The organism is Kitasatospora sp. NPDC002543 (genome assembly GCF_053594915.1).
The window spans coordinates 69,579-87,296 of sequence record NZ_JBSFWR010000009.1 but is presented as its reverse complement, the minus strand read 5'-3'; the positions used below and the strand labels follow the sequence as shown (position 1 = coordinate 87,296).

The following is a 17,718-nucleotide window of genomic DNA, read 5'->3' as shown; positions in this document are numbered from 1 at the left end:
GATGAGCACTCGTCGTGTTCCCCGCCGGCCCGTACGAGGGCCGGCACGGTAGGCCGCCCGAGGAGGTCGCGCCCATGCCTGACAACGGCGCAGGCGACACCCCCCGCCCCGTCATCCACCGCAACAGCCTGCGCGAGCAGATCGCCGGCGCGCTGCGCGAGGAGATGATGGCCGGCCGCCTCGCGGCCGGCCGCAACTTCACCGTCAAGGAGATCGCCGAGCTGTACGGCGTCTCCGCGACCCCGGCCCGTGAGGCCCTGGTCGACCTCGGCGCCCAGGGGCTGCTGCGGGCCGAGCACCACCGCGGCTTCACCGTGCCCGAGCTCGGGTGGGACGACTTCCTGGAGATCTTCGAGTCCCGGGTCCTGATCACCGACAGCTTCCACCGCCAGTACGCCGACCGCCGGGCGCTGCCCGACCTCAGCCGGCTGCCCTCGCTGCACCGCCGGGCCGACGCGGCGGTGCGGGCCGCCCGGGCCGGGAACCTGGACGTGATGGTGGGCTGCGACCGCCGGTTCTGGCAGGAGGTCGGCGGGCTGCTCGGCAACCGCCGGATCGCCGACTACCTGGACTGGCTGCGGGTGCAGTCCTGGATGTTCGCCGCGCGCTACCTGCGGAAGCTGCCCTCGCTGGGCGGGGTCTGCTGGGAGCGCCACCCGGACCTGGTCGAGGCGATCGAGGCCCGCGACTCGGCCGGCGCGCACCGGATCATCTGCGAGTACAACCTGTACACCGTCCGGCTGCTGGCCGGGCTGGCCGGGCAGCCGCTGGAGTCGGTGACGGTCCTGGAGCTGCTCACCGCCTACGCCGGGGAGGACTCGCCGCCGGTGCCGGTCGAACCGCCGCCCGCGCCGCCCGCGCCGCCGGCCCGGCCGGAGCCGGCCGTCGGGCCCGTCGCCGAGCCCGGTGCGGCCCGCGGCGAGCGGAGCCGCCGCGGCGACGAGGTGGGCCGGGAGCTCGGCCGTGAACTGGGCCTGGGCCTCGGCCTGGTGCCGCAGCCGCGCACGATCCCGTACGGCCGGTTCGGCCGGCGGCTGCCCGAGCCGTCGCCGGAGGCCCCGCGGGGCCGGCCCGACCCGTACGGCGGTCCGGGCCGGTAGGGTGGGCGGTCGTCGGACCGGGCGCCCCGCGAAAGGGCCGTCCGGGTACCGACCCAGCCCCCGTCGTCGCCCCGTCTCCGCGGGCGATCCCCGCCTCCGGAGAGGAACTGCCGGCCATGGCCTGCGACCTCTGGCTCGTCCCGCTGGTGGACGTGCTGAGCCACAGTCCCGACAACCCCTTCCGGGACGACCTCGCGCTCTACAACGCGGTGTTGGCCTCCAACGGGCTGCCCGAGGTGCCGGTCTACCGCTTCGTCCCCGGCGTCAGCGGCGCGGTCGAGCCGATAGCCGCCTTCGACTACGACTCGCTGCACTTCCTGCGCCGCGCCTACCTGTTGGGCCTCACCGGACTGGACATCACCCCGGTCGACGCGCTCGGCGGCGACTACGAGCAGCTGCTGGAGATGTTCGAGGGCAGCGCGGAACAGTCGCACCTGGTCTGGCACTTCGACCACGCCGGCGCGTACGTGCCGGTCGAGTTCGCGGTGCCGCTGGTGGACGACACGCTGCTCGCCTCCGGCGGCCCGCTCGGCTCCAGCCACGGGCTGCTGCGCGAACTCCAGGCCGTCGCACCGGCGCTGGGCATCGACCCGTTCAACCCGCCGGACCCGACCCGGCCGCTCGGACCGACCGGCCTGGAGCAGCCCTTCGGGCCGCCGATCGACGACGTCCACCCCTTCGCGCGGGAGCGGCACGCCTGGTCGGGCCTGTACGCGGCGGCGACCAGGAGCGTCACCCAGGGCTCGATGATCGTCTTCGCCTGACCCCCGATCCCGGAGCACCCCGCCCCGGAGCACCCGGCGCTACCGCAGCGGCCCCTCCGGCGGCCGCTGGCGCGGCATGGTGGGCCGGGTGCCCGGCGGCGGCAGCACCCGCACCTGGGCACCCACCCCGGGCTCGCTGCGCCCGCCCCAGGCCCCGCCGGACTGGGTGGGCAGCTGGGTCATCGAGGCGCGGAACTCCAGCATCCACTCCGAGGTCTCGGAGCGGACCATGTCCGAGACGTCCTCGCAGAAGCGGCGCAGCACCCCCAGGCAGCGCTCGGCGGCCTCGCCCGCGGTGCCCTCGGTCGGGCCGAGCACCTCGCGCACGCACTCCGACGCCCAGTCGAACTGGAAGGCCTCCAGGCGGCGTTGCAGGGCCTGCCCGGTGGAGACGTCCCGCATCCAGCCGGAGGTGAGGCCGAAGACCCGGTCGGCGGCCAGGCAGGCGGCGGAGAGCGCGAAGCCGACGTAGCCCCAGCCGGTGCCGTGCGCGAAGGCGCCGGCCAGGTCGACCAGCGGGGCGGTCACCCCGCCCACCGCGAAACCGGCCGCGCCGAACCGCAGCAGGCGGGCCCAGCGGCGCTTCCAGATCCGGTCCCGGCGGTACCACTCGATCGCCTCGACCGCCCGTTCCTCGGACCAGCGGTACAGCTCCTCCAGCCGTTCGGCGGGCTCGCCCCAGTCCCCGAGCGGGAACTGGCGGGTGCTCAGGTCGGTTCGGCGGCGGGTGGAGGCCCGTCGGACGACGGCGGCGACGGGCTGGTCCTCCTCACCGATCTCCTTGCCCCAGGCACTCTCCTCGGGCTGCATTTCCGGCTGGCTCACCTGTGGGGCTCCCTGTGGCGGGCGGACTGCTGGGTCTGTCGGCGCAACGGCTGACGTGGTGTCCGCCGGTGGTTCTCCAACAGCACTTCTTACCGCCAAATGGCTGACCGTGGGGGCGCTTCTCCGTTGATCGTTACCGGTTTCGGCCAACGGAACCCGAGGTGGGCGGGTTGCGGGGGGCGGCCGGATTTCACCCGTCCGAGCGAGGGTCCGGTGACCCGCCGTCGTGACCCGGCCACCCATCGCCGAACCGGTCCCGCCGGCCTTGGAGGATCCTCCGACCCGCCCGCCCCACGGAGCCATCCTCCTGGAGGATCCGACGGGACCGGAGAGCGGCCGGATCAGGCCACCGACTACGCTGCCAGGCGTGAAGGTCCTCGTCATCGGCGGCGGCGCCCGCGAACACGCCCTGTGCCGCTCTCTGTCCCAAGATCCCGCAGTGACCGAACTGCACTGTGCCCCGGGCAACGCCGGGATCGCACAGGTCGCGACGGTCCACCCGGTCGACCAGCTGGACGGTGCGCAGGTCGCCGCGCTGGCCGGCCGGCTCGACGCCGCGCTGGTGGTGGTCGGCCCGGAGGCCCCGCTGGTGGCCGGCGTCGCCGACGCCGTGCGCGCGGCCGGCATCCCGGTGTTCGGCCCGTCCGCCGCGGCCGCCCGGCTGGAGGGCTCGAAGGCGTTCGCCAAGGACGTGATGGCCGCGGCCGGCGTCCCCACCGCCCGCTCCTACGTCTGCACCACCGCGGCCGAGGCCGCCGAGGCGCTGGACGCCTTCGGCGCCCCGTACGTGGTCAAGGACGACGGCCTGGCCGCCGGCAAGGGCGTCGTGGTCACCTCCGACCGCGAGGCCGCGCTGGAGCACGCCGCCGCCTGCGAGCGCGTGGTCATCGAGGAGTACCTGGACGGCCCCGAGGTCTCGCTGTTCGCGATCACCGACGGCACCACCGTCGTCCCGCTCCAGCCCGCCCAGGACTTCAAGCGCGCGCTGGACGGCGACGAGGGCCCCAACACCGGCGGCATGGGCGCCTACTCGCCGCTGCCGTGGGCGCCCGCCGGGCTGGTCGAGGAGGTCCTGGAGACCGTCCTCCAGCCGACCGTCGACGAGCTGCGCCGCCGCGGCACCGAGTTCTCCGGCCTGCTGTACGCGGGCCTGGCGCTCACCTCGCGCGGCACCCGGGTGATCGAGTTCAACGCCCGCTTCGGCGACCCGGAGACCCAGGTCGTGCTGGCCCGGCTGCGCACCCCGCTGGCGGGCGTGCTGCTGGCCTCCGCCAACGGCACCCTGGACCAGCTGGAGCCGCTGCGCTGGGACGAGGGCGCGGCCGTCACCGTGGTCGTCGCCTCCGAGGGCTACCCGGCGGCCCCGCGCACCGGCGACCCGATCGAGGGCCTGGCCGAGGCCGAGGCGGACGGCACCGCGTTCGTGCTGCACGCCGGGACGAAGGCGGACGAGGACGGCCGGGTGCTGAGCGCCGGCGGCCGCGTCCTGTCGGTCACCGCGACCGGCGCCGACCTGGCCGGGGCGCGCGAGCGCGCGTACGCCGCGGTGGACCGGATCTCCCTCAAGGGCGGCCAGCACCGCACCGACATCGCGCTCAAGGCGGCCACCGCCTGAGTGCCCGCGCCCGCGCTGTCCGCGGCCCCCGTGCGAACCGTTCGCACGGGGGCCGCGGCGTTCGCGGCGTTCGCGGCGGCCGTGCCCGGCGGCCCCGGACGGGTGTTCGCGGGCGGTCCCGGGCGGGCGCTCGGGGGCGGTCCGGGCGCGGGCGGGCGGTTCCTGCCGGGGCCGTGGACGACCGGGTCCGCCGGTCAACCCCATGGGCGCAGCGTCCCCGGCGTTTCGGGGCGGGAGGGGCCGTGGGGGCGGACGCACCGTTCGGTCGACGGATTCCAGCCCATCGGGTGACAGCACCCGCATCCGGCTGACGCAACCGGCCGCCCGGCCTTATGGTGCGCTGGATCGTGGTGCGCGGGGCCCGTGCGCCGGGGTCGCCGCCGGGTAGCGGTGTTCCCACGGGGGGATGCTGGACGGCGTCCGGCCGGGCGGTCGTCGGGTGCTTCGCACCGGACCGGTCGTCGGGGTCCGGGCGGCGTCACCGGAACGACCGCGCGGTGTCACCGGGACGAGTGGAAACCGGGGTGATCCGGAACGCCCACCCGGACCGGGGCGTCGAAAATGTCAGTAGCGCCACGCAGCATGCACTACCGGGGATCGGACGCCTCCGTTTCCCGGTCGGAACTGATCGTTTCGAGTCGGCTCAGGGCCCGAAGCCGGGCGCCCGAGGGCTCCGAAGGGGGTGCCGCACCGTATGGCAGCAGTCGACAACGCGCGCGCTCACGCCCAGGCGGTCCTGCGGGTCCGGGGCCTCGCCCGGGCCGCCGCCGCCCTGCCCGCCGCCGTCGCGGTGGTCCTGCTCGCGGGCCGGTTCACCGGCCGGATCGGCGCGCCCGGGGCCGCCGACGCGGCCGGCTGGGACGCCGCCCGCTGGGTGGTCTGCGCGGTCGCCGCGCTGACCCTGCTGGTGGCCGGGCTGACCGCCCGGGCCCTGCGCCGGGCCGTCCCGCCGCGCACCCCGGCCGTCTCCCTGGAGCGCGCCGAGGCCCCCGAGCTGTACCGGCTGATCGACGAGCTGGCGGCCCGGCTGGAGGTGCCCGCGCCCTCCGCCGTCGCCCTCACCCCGGACTGCGACAGCTGGCTGGAGGACGTCCCGCCGACGGGGCGGACGGCCCCGTCGCGGTCGCGTCCACCGCGGCCGGGCCCGGGGGCGCCCGCCCCCGTCCTGGTGATCGGCTCACCCTTCCTGTGGTGGATGCGGGCCGGCGAGCTGCGCGCCCTGCTCGCCCCCGTGGTGGCGGGCACCGCCGCCTCCGCCGACCCGGAGATCGCCGCCGCCCGGCGCTTCCTGCGCGACCTGGACGCCTGCCTGGACTCCGGCGGCGCGGCCCCCGGCCTCGGCGGCGCCACCCTGGCCGCCCCGCCCCGGCCGCCCCGGCGCGGTCCGGCCGCGCTCGCCGACCGGGTCGTCCGCAGGATCGTCCGCCGCCTGCTCGGCGTCTGCCGGGGGCACTCCGCCGAGCTGGAGCGCTCGGTCGCGAGCTGGGCCTCCGAGCAGGCCAGGGCGGTCGACTACGGCCTGCGGATCGCCGCCCAGGAGCAGGTCGGCCTGGCCTACGCGGGCTGGGACCGGCTGCTCACCCGGGTCGCGCTGCCCGCCTGGCGGCTCGGCCGGCATCCGGCCCACCTCAACGCCGGAGTGGTCTCCGCCCTCACCGAGCTGTCCCGGCGCGACCGGCTGGCCGACGGCTACGGCAGCCGGCTCGGCGACCGCCCCGCCTGCGACCTGCTGGAGGAGCCGGGCGCCGTCGACCGGGCGGTCTCCCGGCTGGCCGCCGAACTGTTCTTCGGCCGTCCGCCGGCCGGCACCTGGCACGAGCTGGAGTGGGCCGACTACCCGGCCGAGGCGGTGGACGCCGGCTGGCGGGCGGGTGCCGCCGCCCTGCAGACCGCCCTGGACCGGCTCGCCCCGCAGGCCCGCCCCGGCTCCCCGACCCTCACCCGGCTGCTGGGCCGGCTCGCCGAGGGGGACGGCGAGCTGCTGGCCGCCGCGCTGGCCGCCCAGCTGGCCCGCACCACCGCCCCGGCCCCGCTGCTGGAACCCGACCGCGGCGGCCGCGACCTGCTGGTCGACCACGTCACCGCGATGGTCTGCTGCGCCGCGGTGGACACCGCCGGCGGCGTCCCCGGCCTGGACTGGCTGGACGGCCCGGTGCTGCTGCTCGGCGGGGTGCGCCGCACCGACCTGGCCGGCCCGGTCGCCCAGGCCGTCGAACAGGGCCAGGACGGTCCGCTGCGCGCCTGGCTGGACGCCGCCGACGTCCGTCTCGAGAAACCCGTCCGCCTCTGACGTCCCAGGCGCCCCGGGAGGGCGCTCGGACCTCCGGTACGCGCCCCCAAATCGACTGGCCGCCGGGCGTTTCCGCAGGCCGGAGGCCCTGCCCGGGAGGCGCGCGAGATTCCCTGCACCAATCGCTACCGGAGGGTGACGTTGCGACACCACTCTGTGGTGTATTAGACCGCACGCACATCCGGGGGGCACGTGCCAACCGGGCGGAAGTGCACCTGGGAGGGGCGCGTGGGGACCGAACTCAACCGCCGCTGGGAGTCGGGGACGCACGCCTACAGCGTCTCCGACCCCTTCGGTCAGGGCCCGCTGCCCTGGCTGCGCAGCCCGGACCAGTACCTGGCCGGGGCGGAGGGCGCCGTCCCCTGGTACGTCTCGGTGGACGCGCCCGGGCAGCAGCCGCTGACGGCGGGCGTCCGGCGCAAGCCGTCGGTCGGCAGCCCGCAGGGCGCCAACGACGTGGACCAGCAGATCAAGGGCTTCGCCTCGGCCGGAGTGATCCGCCCCGGGGGCTCGGTGGACTTCCGGGTCACCGTCAACCCGCCCCGCGAGTTCACCGTGGACGTCTTCCGGATCGGCCACTACGGCGGTGACGGCGCCCGCCACATGACCTCCAGCCCGCTGATCTCCGGCCTGGCCCAGCCCGCCCCGCTGGTGGTCGACCGCACGGTCTCCTGCCACCACTGGTGGCACTCCTGGCGGCTCCAGATCCCGGCGCACTGGAAGCCCGGATCGTACGTCGCCGTGCTGACCACCGCGGACATGCTGCACCGCAGCCACATCCCGTTCACCGTCCGGGACTTCGACGAACAGGCGCGCACCGCCGAGCTGCTCCTGGTGCTCCCGGACGTGACCTGGCAGGCGTACAACCTGTTCCCCGAGGACGGCCGCACCGGCGCCAGCCTCTACCACGCCTGGGACGGCCGGGGCGGGCTGGTCGGCGAGCCGGAGGCGGCCGTCACCGTCTCCTTCGACCGCCCGCACGCCACCGCCGGACTGCCGCTGCACGTCGGCCACGCGTACGACTTCATCCGCTGGGCCGAGCGCTACGGCTACGACCTCTCCTACGCCACCGCCACCGACCTCCACGCCGGCCTGGTGGACCCGTCCCGGCACCGGGCGCTGGTCTTCCCCGGCCACGACGAGTACTGGTCCGAGCCGATGCGCCGGGCCGCCGAGCGGGCCCGGGACGGCGGCACCTCGCTGGTGTTCCTCTCCGCCAACACCATGTACTGGCGGGTCGAGCTGACCGCCGCCGCCTCCGGCGAGCCCAACCGGCTGCTCAACTGCCGCAAGCGGCAGAAGGTCCGGGCCGGCAGCCCGGCCGCCGGGGCGGCCGGCGCGGCCAGCGCGCTGTGGCGGGACGCCGGGGAGCCCGAGCAGCACCTGCTCGGGGTGCAGTACTCGGGGCGGGTCGCCGCGCCCGTCCCGCTGGTCGCCCGGCACACCGCGCACTGGCTCTGGGACGGCACCGGCCTCCAGGAGGGCGACGAGCTGCCCGGGCTGGTCGCCGGCGAGGCCGACCGCTACTACCCCAAGGTGGCGCTGCCCGAGCACATCGAGCGGGTGCTGCTGGCGCACTCGCCGTACCAGGACCCGGCCGGCCGCACCCGCTACCAGGAGACCTCGCTGTACCGGGCCCCCAGCGGCGCGTACGTCTTCGCGGCCGGCACCTTCGCGTGGTCGCCGGCGCTGGGCCGCCCTGGCCTGACCGACGAGCGGATCCAGCGGGCCACCGCCAACCTGCTGGACCGACTCTGCAAGAACTAGCGCGCGGGGGCCGTGAAAGACTGCGGGGGCAGTGACCTCCCCTTTCGCGGTGCCCCTGCCCGTGAACGACCCCTGAGGACTGAACACCTTGAGCGGATTTGTCACCAAGCCCGAGCCGGTCCAGGTACCCGGCCTGGTCCACCTGCACACCGGCAAGGTGCGCGACCTCTACCGCACCGAGTCGGGCGAACTGGTCATGGTGGCCAGCGACCGGACGTCCGCCCACGACTGGGTGCTGCCGAACGAGATCCCCGACAAGGGCCGTGTCCTCACCCAGCTGTCGCTGTGGTGGTTCGAGCGGATCGCCGACATCGTGCCCAACCACGTGATCTCCACCGAGGTCCCGGCCGGCGCCCCGGCGGACTGGAAGGGCCGCACCCTGGTCTGCCGCAGCCTGGAGATGGTCCCGGTCGAGGCGGTCGCCCGCGGCTACCTGGCCGGCTCCGGCCTGGCCGAGTACGAGGAGAGCCGCACGGTCTGCGGCATCGCGCTGCCGGAGGGCCTGGAGAACAGCTCCGAGCTGCCCGGCCCGATCTACACCCCGGCGCTCAAGGCCGAGGTCGGCGAGCACGACGAGAACGTCTCCTACGAGGAGACCGCCCGCCGGATCGGCGCCGACCTCGCCGCCCGGCTGCGCCGCACCACCCTGGACGTCTACGCCCGGGCCCGGGACATCGCCCGCGAGCGCGGCATCATCCTGGCCGACACCAAGTTCGAGTTCGGCCTGCTGGACGGCGAGCTGGTGATCGGCGACGAGGTGCTCACCCCGGACTCCTCCCGCTACTGGCCGGCCGACGACTACCGGCCCGGCCGCTCGCAGTCGTCCTTCGACAAGCAGCTGATCCGCGACTGGCTGGTCTCCCCGGCCTCCGGCTGGGACCGCCACGGCGAGGAGCCGCCGCCCGCGCTGCCGGCCGAGATCGTCGAGCGGACCCGGGCCAAGTACATCGAGGTCTACGAGCGGCTGACCGGGACGACCTGGTCCTGAGCCCGCCCGGACCGCCCGCGGGCGCGGCTTCAGATCCAGCCGTGCTCGCGGGCGATCCGCACGGCCGCGTGCCGGTTCTCCGCGCCCAGCTTGGTGGCCGCCGAGGACAGGTAGTTGCGCACGGTGCCCTGGGAGAGCGAGGCCCGTTCGGCGATCTCGGCGATCGAGGTGCCGTCGGCGGCCAGCTCCAGGACGTCCGTCTCCCGCGGGGTGAGCGGGGTCTCGCCGGCGCTGATCGCGTCCGCCGCCAGCTCCGGGTCCACGTACCGGCCGCCGGAGCGCACGGTGCGGATGATGCCGGCCAGGTCGGAGGCCGAGACGGTCTTCGGCAGGAAGCCGCGTATCCCGACCTCCAGGGCCCGCTTCAGGTAGCCGGGGCGGCCGTGGCCGGTGACGATCATGCAGCGGCAGTCCGGCAGCCGCAGCCGCAGCTGGGCGGCCACCTCGATGCCGTCCTTGCCGGGCATCTGGAGGTCCAGCACCGCGACGTCCGGGCGGTGCGCCAGCGCCATCGCCAGCGCCTCCGTGCCGGAGCCGGCCTGGGCGACCACCTCGATGTCGTCCTCCAGCGAGAGCAGCGCGGCCAGCGCGCCCCTGATCAGGTGCTCGTCGTCGGCGAGCAGGACACGGACGGGCGCGGCGTTCTCGGTCATCGGGCGGGCCTTCCTCGGCGTTCTTCGGGCGGGCTCAGCGCGGCAGCGGGACGGTGGCGAGCATCCGGAAGACGCCCGCGTCGGCGGTCGGCAGGGTCAGTTCGCCGTCGTGGGCGGCGAGCCGCTCGCGCAGCCCGCGCAGCCCGGTGCCGCTGCCCTGGGAGGGGAACGGGACCTCGGGCACCCCGTCATTCTCCAGCTCCAGCACGGCCCGGCCGTCCTCGGTCCGCAGCCGGATCAGGCAGTGGCCGGCCTCGCTGTGCCGCAGCACGTTGGTGGTGGCCTCGCGGATCACCCAGCCGAACACGGACTGGACCGGAGCCGGCAGCTCGTCGGCGTGCTCGCCGAGGTCGATCTCGCAGTCGACGTCGGCCGAGCGCAGCACCGCGCGGGCGCCGATCGCCTCGGCGTGCAGGTCGGCGGTGCGGTAGCCGCGGATGACGTCCCGGACCTCGCGCTGCGACTCCTGGGCGATCTTCTGCACCTCGGCCATCTGGTCGGCGGCCTCCTCGCGTCCCCGGCGGGCGAGCTGGACGGCGAGTTCGCTCTTGAGCGCGATGGTGGTGAGGTTGCGGCCCATCACGTCGTGCAGGTCGCGGGAGAAGCGCAGCCGCTCCTCGGCGACGGCCAGCCGGGACTGGGCCTCGCGGGCGGCGTCCAGCTCCCAGACCACCGAGGTCAGCCAGGCGAAGCTGCGGCAGGTCCCGCCGAGGAAGGGCAGCATGATCAGGGAGCCGACCACCAGTCCGGCGGTGCCGGCGAGGCCCTGCCCGGCCAGCACCATCGCCGGGACGACCAGCAGGAACCCGCCGAGGGCGGCCAGTGCGGCGTGGGGCAGCGACAGGCCGATGGACGCCGGGCCGAAGGCCATGACGAGCAGGAGCACCGAGACGGTGGAGGTGAACAGCGTCGCGCGCGAGCCGTCCGCCCCGCCGGCGTCCGGTCCGAGCAGCAGGACGGCCCAGGAACCGGCCACCGCGAACCCGCCGTTGACGGCCAGCCAGCGCAGGTGGTCGGTGGGGCGCTTCAGGTAGTGGTCGAGCGAGGTGCGGCAGGCCCGCAGGCCCAGCAGCGTCTCGGCGAGCGCGACCAGCACGGAGACCCGGACGGCGTTGCCGGAGCCCGGCAGGTCGCTGCCGGCCCCGGCGACCACCAGCACGGCCGGGAGCAGCAGCAGCGGCATCGAGTAGAGCGACCAGCGGAAGTACAGCTCGGTGCGCTGGGGCTTGCTCAGGCTCGTCCAGCTGCGCAGCGGTGACCGCATTCTCAATTCTTCCGCCCAGTTCGATCACGATCTTGCCGGAGACTTCATATCAGAGGCGCCGAAGGCGCTCATCCGACGGATGAGCGCCTTCGGCGTGCGGTGGCCCTTCGGGTCAGCGGCGCGGCTCCCAGCGGAAGTAGCGCACCGCGCCCCAGACCGCCAGGCCCAGCCAGATGCTCCCGGTGACGAGGTGCGAGCCGGCGGCGCCCCAGGAGCCGGCGAAGTCGGTCGCGGCGGCCGAGCCGTCGGTGCCGAACCAGCCGACCCGGATCAGCTGGAAGGCAGGGGTGGTCGGCAGCAGGCGGCAGACGTTCGCCATCTGCTCGGGCATGACGTCCAGCGGGATGAACAGGCCGGAGCCGAACTGCATGACCAGCATGACGGGCAGGGTGGTGATGCCGGCGCTCTCGACGGTCTTGGTGAAGGCGCTGGACAGCGCGGCCAGGGCGATCATGGTGGCCAGCGCCAGCAGCAGGCCGGCCAGCATCAGCAGCGGGTTGACCGGCACGGCCAGGTGCAGGCCGACGCTGCCGCCGATCCCGATCAGGGCGGCCATCAGCAGGCCGAGGGTGAGCGAGGGGACGGCGGTGCCGAGCAGGATCTCGATGTCCCGGGCCTCGCCGGTGCGCAGCCGCTTGAGGACCAGCTCGCCGCGCCGCCCGACGTACGCGGCGGTCAGGTTGTAGTAGACGACGAAGGCCAGGACCATCCCGACCGAGCCGTAGACCAGCAGCGAGTCGACGTCCAGGCCGGGGTTGGACTCGGCCTGCTTCGCCAGCGTGCTGTGGAGGACGACGACCAGGAACAGCGGCAGCACCAGGGCGGTGAACAGGGCCGTGCGGTTGCGCGTCAGCAGGGTGGCCTCGGCCCGGCCGAGGGCGAGCAGCCGGCGGACGGTGGTGCTCTTCGGACCGGCGGTGATGGTGGCGGCGGTGGTCATCGGGCGGATCCGATCAGGCGGCGGCGGGCGGGACGGGTGGCGGCGGGCGCCTGCGGGGGGTTCTGGTGGGCGGCCTCGGAGGCGATCGCGAGGAAGGCCTCCTCCAGCGAGGCGCTGCGGGCGTCCAGGGCGCCGAGCGCGATCCCGTGGTGGCGGGCCCAGCCCAGCAGGTCGGTCAGGGTGTCCTGGAGCCCGAGGGTCTGCACGGTGACCTTGCGGCCGTCGACGGTGAGGTCGGCCCCGGACAGGGCGGGCAGCGAGGCCCCGGCGAACTCGGGGAGCTCGAAGCTGATCCGGGAGGGCCGGCCGGCGATCACCTCGGCGACGGTGCCGGAGGTGACCACCTGGCCGCCGTGCATGATGGCCAGCCGGTCGGCCAGCTCCTCGGCCTCCTCCAGGTAGTGCGTGGTGAGCAGCACCGTGGTGCCCTGGGCGCGCAGTTCGCGGACCAGCTGCCAGACGGCGGCCCGCGCCTCCGGGTCGAGGCCGGTGCTGGGCTCGTCCAGGAAGAGCACCTCCGGGCGGCCGAGCAGGGCCATCGCGAGGTCCAGCCGGCGCTTCTCGCCGCCGGACAGCTGCTTGACCCGGACGTTCGCCCGGTGGCCGAGGCCGACCAGCTCCAGCGCCTCCGCCACCGGGCGGGCGCCGCTGGTCATGCCGGCCCAGACGCGGCCGGTCTCGGTGGCGGTGAGCTCACCGGCGAAGCCGCCCTCCTGGAGCATGATGCCGATCCGCGGGCGGACGGCGGCGCGCTCCTTGAAGGGGTCCCGGCCGAGCACCCGGACGGTGCCGCCGCTGGGCGCGGCCAGGCCCTCGATGACCTCCATGGTGGAGGTCTTGCCGGCCCCGTTGGTGCCGAGCAGGGCGAACAGCTCGCCGCGGCGGACGGTGAGGTCGACGCCGCGCACGGCGTGGTACCCGGTGGTGCCGCCGCCGTAGTGGCGGTGCAGGTCGGTGACCTCGATCACGTCGTCGCTGGGGCGGGAGGGCCGGCTCGTTTCCATGCCTCAAGCCTCCCGTCGGCCGGGCCCCGCGGGCAGTGCGTGCCGTCATGACATCGCCGTGGGGACGCACGGGTCGGCGATGACAAATGTCATGGCCGATATCGCCGGTGCCCGGGGACCGCCCGCCGGGAGCGGGGAGGGAATGCCGAAGGGCCCCCTCGAATGAGGGGGCCCTTCGTATCTGAGCGGACGACGAGATTCGAACTCGCGACCCTCACCTTGGCAAGGTGATGCTCTACCAACTGAGCCACGTCCGCAGGTCAAGATATTGAGTTGTGCTGTGCTCGCGCACTGCGAGCGGACGACGAGATTCGAACTCGCGACCCTCACCTTGGCAAGGTGATGCTCTACCAACTGAGCCACGTCCGCACGGTGCCTGGTGGGGCACCGGCCGCCTCTTCGGATCTCTCCGTTGCGGCGACGAGGAATACTCTACAGCATCGTTCGGGGTGGTCGCCCCACCCTTTCGGTCCGGGCGGGCGGGGCGACCGGGGAGCACGCTCCCGCGGGGCTCAGTTCGCCTCGGCGAACGCCTCGTACACGTGCTTGGGGATGCGGCCGCGGGCCGGAAGTTCCATCCCGCGGGACAGGGCCCAGGCGCGGACGGCGGCCGGGTCCGGGGTGAGGGCGGTGCGACGGAACGACTTTCCGGTGCGGCTCTGGCGGCGGCCGGCGGCGACGAACGGAGCGAGGGCCTCCCGCAGCTTTTCCGCGTTGTCCACGGACAGGTCGATCTCGTACGACTTCCCGTCGACGCCGAAGTGGACGGTTTCCGCGGCGGCGCCGCCGTCCAGGTCGTCGGAGAGCGTGACAACTACACGCTGAGCCATGGGTGTCAATCCTCTCGGGCAATTCGGCCGCCGGTCCGAGGGGGTACCGGGGCCTGATGTGCACCAACTCGGGCAAGCGCGTACGGGCGTGCCGGACGGCTCGCCTGATACGCAGCACTTGCCGCGACAGGTGGCCCTATTCTGCACCCGAAGGGGGCCGAAATCGAAGAGTCCGGCATTCTTTTCCGGATATTCACGTCTCTTCGCGGTGGTCCTGGATACCGATGTGCGGGACGGGCGGATCTGTCCCCAAGTGCCGTATTCGGGTGTTCTCCGGGCGGGGGCGTTCCGGGCGTCGAATCCGGGGAAACCGGCGGGGCCGGGGCGGTGGCGGGGGGTCCGGATCCCTTGCGGCGTAAGGGTCTGGGGTCTACGCGCGTCGCTATGCCCGGCCAGCAATCCTGCCCGAAACCACCGGTAGTCTGGAGTTCCCCCGCCTCACCGAAGACACCACCGGGAGTGCCAGTGGCACGCGTCGTAGTCGACGTCATGCTCAAGCCGGAGATCCTCGACCCCCAGGGACAGGCGGTGCAGCGTGCACTGCCCCGTCTCGGATTCACCGGGATCGCCGACGTCCGCCAGGGCAAGCGTTTCGAGCTGGATGTGGAGGGCCCGGTCGACGACGCGGCGCTCGCCCGTATCCGCGAAGCCGCCGAGACCTTTCTCGCCAACACCGTGATCGAGGACTTCACCGTCCGGGTCGAGGAGGAGGGCAAGTGACCACCCGCGTAGGCGTCGTCACTTTCCCCGGCTCCCTCGACGACCGCGACGCCCAGCGGGCGGTCCGCCTGGCCGGCGCCGAGCCGGTCGCCCTCTGGCACCGTGACAAGGATCTCCACCAGGTCGACGCCGTCGTCCTGCCGGGCGGATTCAGTTACGGCGACTATCTGCGCTGCGGTGCGATCTCCCGGTTCTCGCCGGTGATGGAGTCCGTCATCGAGCAGGCGAAGCTCGGAATGCCGGTCCTCGGTATCTGCAACGGCTTCCAGGTGCTGTGCGAATCGCACCTGCTGCCCGGCGCGCTCCACCGCAACGACTCGCTGCACTTCATCTGCCGCGACCAGAAGCTGCGCATCGAGAACGCCGGCACCGCCTGGACCCGGGATTACTCGGCGGGCCAGGAAATCGTCGTCCCGCTGAAGAACGGCGAGGGCCGCTTCGTCGCCGACGAGCGGGTGCTGGACGAACTGGAGGCGGAGGGCCGGATCGTCGCCCGCTACGTCGACGTCAACCCGAACGGTTCGTACCGCGACATCGCCGGCATCACCAACGCCGCCGGCAATGTCGTCGGCCTGATGCCGCACCCGGAGCACGCGGTGGAGCCGCTCACCGGTCCGACCACCGAGGGCCTGGGCTTCTTCACTTCCGTCCTGAAGCAGCTGGTGAACGCCTGATGAGCCTCGACACCGTCAAGAACGCCGAGCAGACCCCGGACGCCGCCCAGCCCTGGGCCGAACTCGGCCTCAAGGAGGACGAGTACGCGCGCATCCGGGAGATCCTCGGCCGCCGCCCGACCGGCGCCGAACTCGCCATGTACTCCGTCATGTGGTCCGAGCACTGTTCGTACAAGAGCAGCAAGGTCCACCTGAAGCAGTTCGGCGAGAAGAAGCCCGATTCGGACGCGATGCTCGTGGGCATCGGCGAGAACGCCGGCGTCGTCGACGTCGGCCAGGGCTACGCGGTCACCTTCAAGGTCGAGTCGCACAACCACCCGTCGTACATCGAGCCCTACCAGGGCGCGGCCACCGGCATCGGCGGCATCGTGCGCGACATCCTGGCGATGGGCGCCCGCCCGGTCGCCGTGATGGACCCGCTGCGCTTCGGGGCGGCCGACCACCCGGACACCCGGCGCGTGCTGCCCGGGATCGTCGCGGGCATCGGCGGCTACGGCAACTGCCTGGGCCTGCCGAACATCGGCGGCGAGGTCGTCTTCGACTCCTGCTACCAGGGCAACCCGCTGGTCAACGCGCTGTGCGTGGGCGTCATGAAGCACGAGGACATCCACCTCGCGCAGGCCTCCGGCGCCGGCAACAAGGTCATCCTGTACGGGGCCCGCACCGGCGGCGACGGCATCGGCGGCGTCTCGGTGCTCGCCTCCGAGACCTTCGACGACACCAAGCCGGCCAAGCGCCCGGCCGTCCAGGTCGGCGACCCGTTCCAGGAGAAGCTCCTGATCGAGTGCACCCTGGAGATCTTCCGGGAGAAGCTCGTCAAGGGCATCCAGGACCTCGGCGGCGCCGGTCTGTCCTGCGCCACCAGCGAGCTGGCCTCGGCGGGCTCCGGCGGCATGCGGATCGAGCTCGACACCGTGCACCTGCGCGACCACACGCTCTCGCCGGAGGAGATCCTCATGAGCGAGTCGCAGGAGCGCATGTGCGCGATCGTGGAGCCCGACAAGGTCGACCGCTTCCTGGAGATCTGCGAGAAGTGGGACGTCATCGCCAACGTCATCGGTGAGGTGACCGACGGCGAGCGCTTGGAGATCTTCTGGCACGGCGAGCTCGTGGTGGACGTCCCGCCGCGCACCGTCGCCCACGAGGGCCCGACCTACCAGCGCCCGTACGCCCGCCCGAGCTGGCAGGACGCGCTGCAGGCCGACGCCCCGACGGCCGAGCGGCTGGCCCGCCCGACCACCGGCGAGGGCCTCAAGGCCGACCTGCTGAAGGTCACGAGCCACCCGAACCAGGCCTCCAAGTCCTGGATCACCGACCAGTACGACCGCTACGTGCTCGGCAACACCGTGCTCGCCTCCGGCGAGGACTCGGGCATGATCCGGATCGACGAGGAGACCAACCTCGGCGTCTCGGTCGCCACCGACGGCAACGGCCGGTTCGCCAAGCTGGACCCGTACACCGGGGCCCAGCTGGCCCTGGCCGAGGCGTACCGCAACGTCGCGGCCGGCGGTGCCAAGCCGCTCGCCGTCTCCGACTGCCTCAACTTCGGCTCCCCCGAGGACCCGGACGTGATGTGGCAGTTCGCCGAGGCCACCCGCGGCCTGGCCGACGCCTGCCTGGTGCTCGGCACCCCGGTCACCGGCGGCAACGTCTCGCTGTACAACCAGACCGGCGAGGTCGCCATCCACCCGACCCCGGTGGTCGCGGTGCTCGGCGTCATCGACGACGTCACCCGGCGCACCCCGCTGGCCTTCGCCGAGGAGGGGCAGCTGCTCTACCTGCTCGGCGACACCGCGGACGAGCTCGGCGGCTCGGCCTGGTCGCAGGCCGTCCACGACCACCTCGGCGGCCTGCCGCCCGCGGTGGACCTGGAGCGCGAGCGGCTGCTCGGCGAGATCCTGATCGCCGCCTCGCGCGACGGCATGATCGACGCCGCGCACGACCTGTCCGACGGCGGTCTCGGCCAGGCGCTGGTGGAGAGCTGCCTCAAGGGCGGCCACGGGGCCCGGATCGTCGTTCCCGAGGGCCAGGACCCGTTCGTCCTGCTGTTCTCGGAGTCGGCCGGCCGCGCCGTCGTGGCGGTGCCGCGCAGCGAGGAGCTCCGGTTCAACGACATGTGCACCGCGCGCGGCCTGCCGGCCACCCGGATCGGTGTCGTGGACGGCGACAGCCTGGACGTCCAGGGCCAGTTCAGCGTCTCGCTGGCGGAGCTGAAGGACGCCCACACCGGTGTCATCGAGGCCCTGCTGGCCTGACGCACGGCTCCCGGGGGCGGACGGTTCTT

General features: G+C 73.8%; 15 protein-coding genes and 2 tRNA genes. 9 read left to right on the top strand and 8 right to left on the bottom strand.

Annotation, left to right across the window (positions count from 1 at the left end; all coding sequences use genetic code 11):
• Positions 1-74 precede the first annotated feature (74 nt).
• Positions 75-1,100 (top strand): GntR family transcriptional regulator, encoded by a 1,026-nt coding sequence (locus tag ACWD4P_RS06685; RefSeq protein WP_449778804.1) that lies wholly within the window; start codon positions 75-77, stop codon positions 1,098-1,100.
• A gap of 116 nt (positions 1,101-1,216) precedes the next feature.
• Positions 1,217-1,864 carry a hypothetical protein gene (locus ACWD4P_RS06680; RefSeq protein ID WP_359831514.1) on the top strand — a complete coding sequence of 216 codons (648 nt, stop codon included), beginning with the start codon at positions 1,217-1,219 and terminating at the stop codon, positions 1,862-1,864.
• Positions 1,865-1,903: 39 nt separating this feature from the next.
• Here the strand turns inward: ACWD4P_RS06680 and ACWD4P_RS06675 are convergent, their stop codons facing one another.
• The gene (locus ACWD4P_RS06675) at positions 1,904-2,689 is read right to left on the bottom strand and encodes an SLATT domain-containing protein (protein WP_359831512.1); all 786 of its coding nucleotides are present in this window, start codon (positions 2,687-2,689) and stop codon (positions 1,904-1,906) included.
• Between the two features lie 367 nt (positions 2,690-3,056).
• Between ACWD4P_RS06675 and purD the strand changes: the two genes are divergently transcribed.
• The 4 genes from purD to ACWD4P_RS06655 all read left to right on the top strand — a co-directional run bounded on the left by purD (position 3,057) and on the right by ACWD4P_RS06655 (position 9,349).
• Complete coding sequence (gene purD / locus ACWD4P_RS06670) at positions 3,057-4,304, top strand: phosphoribosylamine--glycine ligase (protein WP_359831510.1); 1,248 nt, start codon at positions 3,057-3,059, stop codon at positions 4,302-4,304.
• 694 nt (positions 4,305-4,998) lie between these two features.
• The gene (locus ACWD4P_RS06665) at positions 4,999-6,594 is read left to right on the top strand and encodes a hypothetical protein (protein WP_449778803.1); all 1,596 of its coding nucleotides are present in this window, start codon (positions 4,999-5,001) and stop codon (positions 6,592-6,594) included.
• Positions 6,595-6,822: 228 nt separating this feature from the next.
• Positions 6,823-8,361 (top strand): N,N-dimethylformamidase beta subunit family domain-containing protein, encoded by a 1,539-nt coding sequence (locus ACWD4P_RS06660; RefSeq protein WP_359817733.1) that lies wholly within the window; start codon positions 6,823-6,825, stop codon positions 8,359-8,361.
• Between the two features lie 88 nt (positions 8,362-8,449).
• A complete protein-coding gene (locus ACWD4P_RS06655) occupies positions 8,450-9,349 on the top strand; it encodes a phosphoribosylaminoimidazolesuccinocarboxamide synthase (RefSeq protein ID WP_359817735.1) in 900 nt (299 codons plus the stop codon).
• 29 nt (positions 9,350-9,378) lie between these two features.
• Here the strand turns inward: ACWD4P_RS06655 and ACWD4P_RS06650 are convergent, their stop codons facing one another.
• The 7 genes from ACWD4P_RS06650 to ACWD4P_RS06620 form a co-directional block, all read right to left on the bottom strand.
• Positions 9,379-10,002 (bottom strand): response regulator transcription factor, encoded by a 624-nt coding sequence (locus ACWD4P_RS06650; RefSeq protein WP_359817736.1) that lies wholly within the window; start codon positions 10,000-10,002, stop codon positions 9,379-9,381.
• A gap of 34 nt (positions 10,003-10,036) precedes the next feature.
• Positions 10,037-11,266 (bottom strand): sensor histidine kinase, encoded by a 1,230-nt coding sequence (locus ACWD4P_RS06645; RefSeq protein ID WP_449778802.1) that lies wholly within the window; start codon positions 11,264-11,266, stop codon positions 10,037-10,039.
• Between the two features lie 112 nt (positions 11,267-11,378).
• Positions 11,379-12,206 (bottom strand): ABC transporter permease, encoded by an 828-nt coding sequence (locus ACWD4P_RS06640; protein ID WP_449778801.1) that lies wholly within the window; start codon positions 12,204-12,206, stop codon positions 11,379-11,381.
• A complete protein-coding gene (locus ACWD4P_RS06635; RefSeq protein WP_449778800.1) occupies positions 12,203-13,210 on the bottom strand; it encodes an ABC transporter ATP-binding protein in 1,008 nt (335 codons plus the stop codon). Before ACWD4P_RS06635 ends, ACWD4P_RS06640 begins: the two co-directional genes overlap by 4 nt.
• A 184-nt stretch (positions 13,211-13,394) precedes the next feature.
• A tRNA-Gly gene (locus ACWD4P_RS06630) sits at positions 13,395-13,467 on the bottom strand.
• Between the two features lie 39 nt (positions 13,468-13,506).
• A tRNA-Gly gene (locus ACWD4P_RS06625) sits at positions 13,507-13,579 on the bottom strand.
• 143 nt (positions 13,580-13,722) lie between these two features.
• The gene (locus ACWD4P_RS06620; RefSeq protein ID WP_030056585.1) at positions 13,723-14,040 is read right to left on the bottom strand and encodes a histone-like nucleoid-structuring protein Lsr2; all 318 of its coding nucleotides are present in this window, start codon (positions 14,038-14,040) and stop codon (positions 13,723-13,725) included.
• A 465-nt stretch (positions 14,041-14,505) separates the two neighbouring features.
• Between ACWD4P_RS06620 and purS the strand changes: the two genes are divergently transcribed.
• From purS to purL, 3 genes are read left to right on the top strand one after another with little or no spacing between them, the layout of a single operon-like run.
• A complete protein-coding gene (purS, locus tag ACWD4P_RS06615) occupies positions 14,506-14,760 on the top strand; it encodes a phosphoribosylformylglycinamidine synthase subunit PurS (protein ID WP_049654013.1) in 255 nt (84 codons plus the stop codon).
• Positions 14,757-15,434 carry a phosphoribosylformylglycinamidine synthase subunit PurQ gene (gene purQ, locus ACWD4P_RS06610; RefSeq protein ID WP_359817744.1) on the top strand — a complete coding sequence of 226 codons (678 nt, stop codon included), beginning with the start codon at positions 14,757-14,759 and terminating at the stop codon, positions 15,432-15,434. The genes purS and purQ overlap by 4 nt, the downstream gene beginning before the upstream one ends.
• Complete coding sequence (gene purL / locus ACWD4P_RS06605; protein ID WP_359817745.1) at positions 15,434-17,689, top strand: phosphoribosylformylglycinamidine synthase subunit PurL; 2,256 nt, start codon at positions 15,434-15,436, stop codon at positions 17,687-17,689. Before purQ ends, purL begins: the two co-directional genes overlap by 1 nt.
• Positions 17,690-17,718: the final 29 nt, after the last annotated feature.

Coding starts and splice junctions, on each gene's coding strand:
- ACWD4P_RS06620 (WP_030056585.1), bottom strand. CDS start 14,040: ATGGCTCAGCGTGTAGTTGTCACGCTCTCCGACGACCTGGACGGCGGC.
- ACWD4P_RS06635 (WP_449778800.1), bottom strand. CDS start 13,210: ATGGAAACGAGCCGGCCCTCCCGCCCCAGCGACGACGTGATCGAGGTC.
- ACWD4P_RS06640 (WP_449778801.1), bottom strand. CDS start 12,206: ATGACCACCGCCGCCACCATCACCGCCGGTCCGAAGAGCACCACCGTC.
- ACWD4P_RS06645 (WP_449778802.1), bottom strand. CDS start 11,266: ATGCGGTCACCGCTGCGCAGCTGGACGAGCCTGAGCAAGCCCCAGCGC.
- ACWD4P_RS06665 (WP_449778803.1), top strand. CDS start 4,999: ATGGCAGCAGTCGACAACGCGCGCGCTCACGCCCAGGCGGTCCTGCGG.
- purL (WP_359817745.1), top strand. CDS start 15,434: ATGAGCCTCGACACCGTCAAGAACGCCGAGCAGACCCCGGACGCCGCC.
- ACWD4P_RS06650 (WP_359817736.1), bottom strand. CDS start 10,002: ATGACCGAGAACGCCGCGCCCGTCCGTGTCCTGCTCGCCGACGACGAG.
- ACWD4P_RS06680 (WP_359831514.1), top strand. CDS start 1,217: ATGGCCTGCGACCTCTGGCTCGTCCCGCTGGTGGACGTGCTGAGCCAC.
- ACWD4P_RS06685 (WP_449778804.1), top strand. CDS start 75: ATGCCTGACAACGGCGCAGGCGACACCCCCCGCCCCGTCATCCACCGC.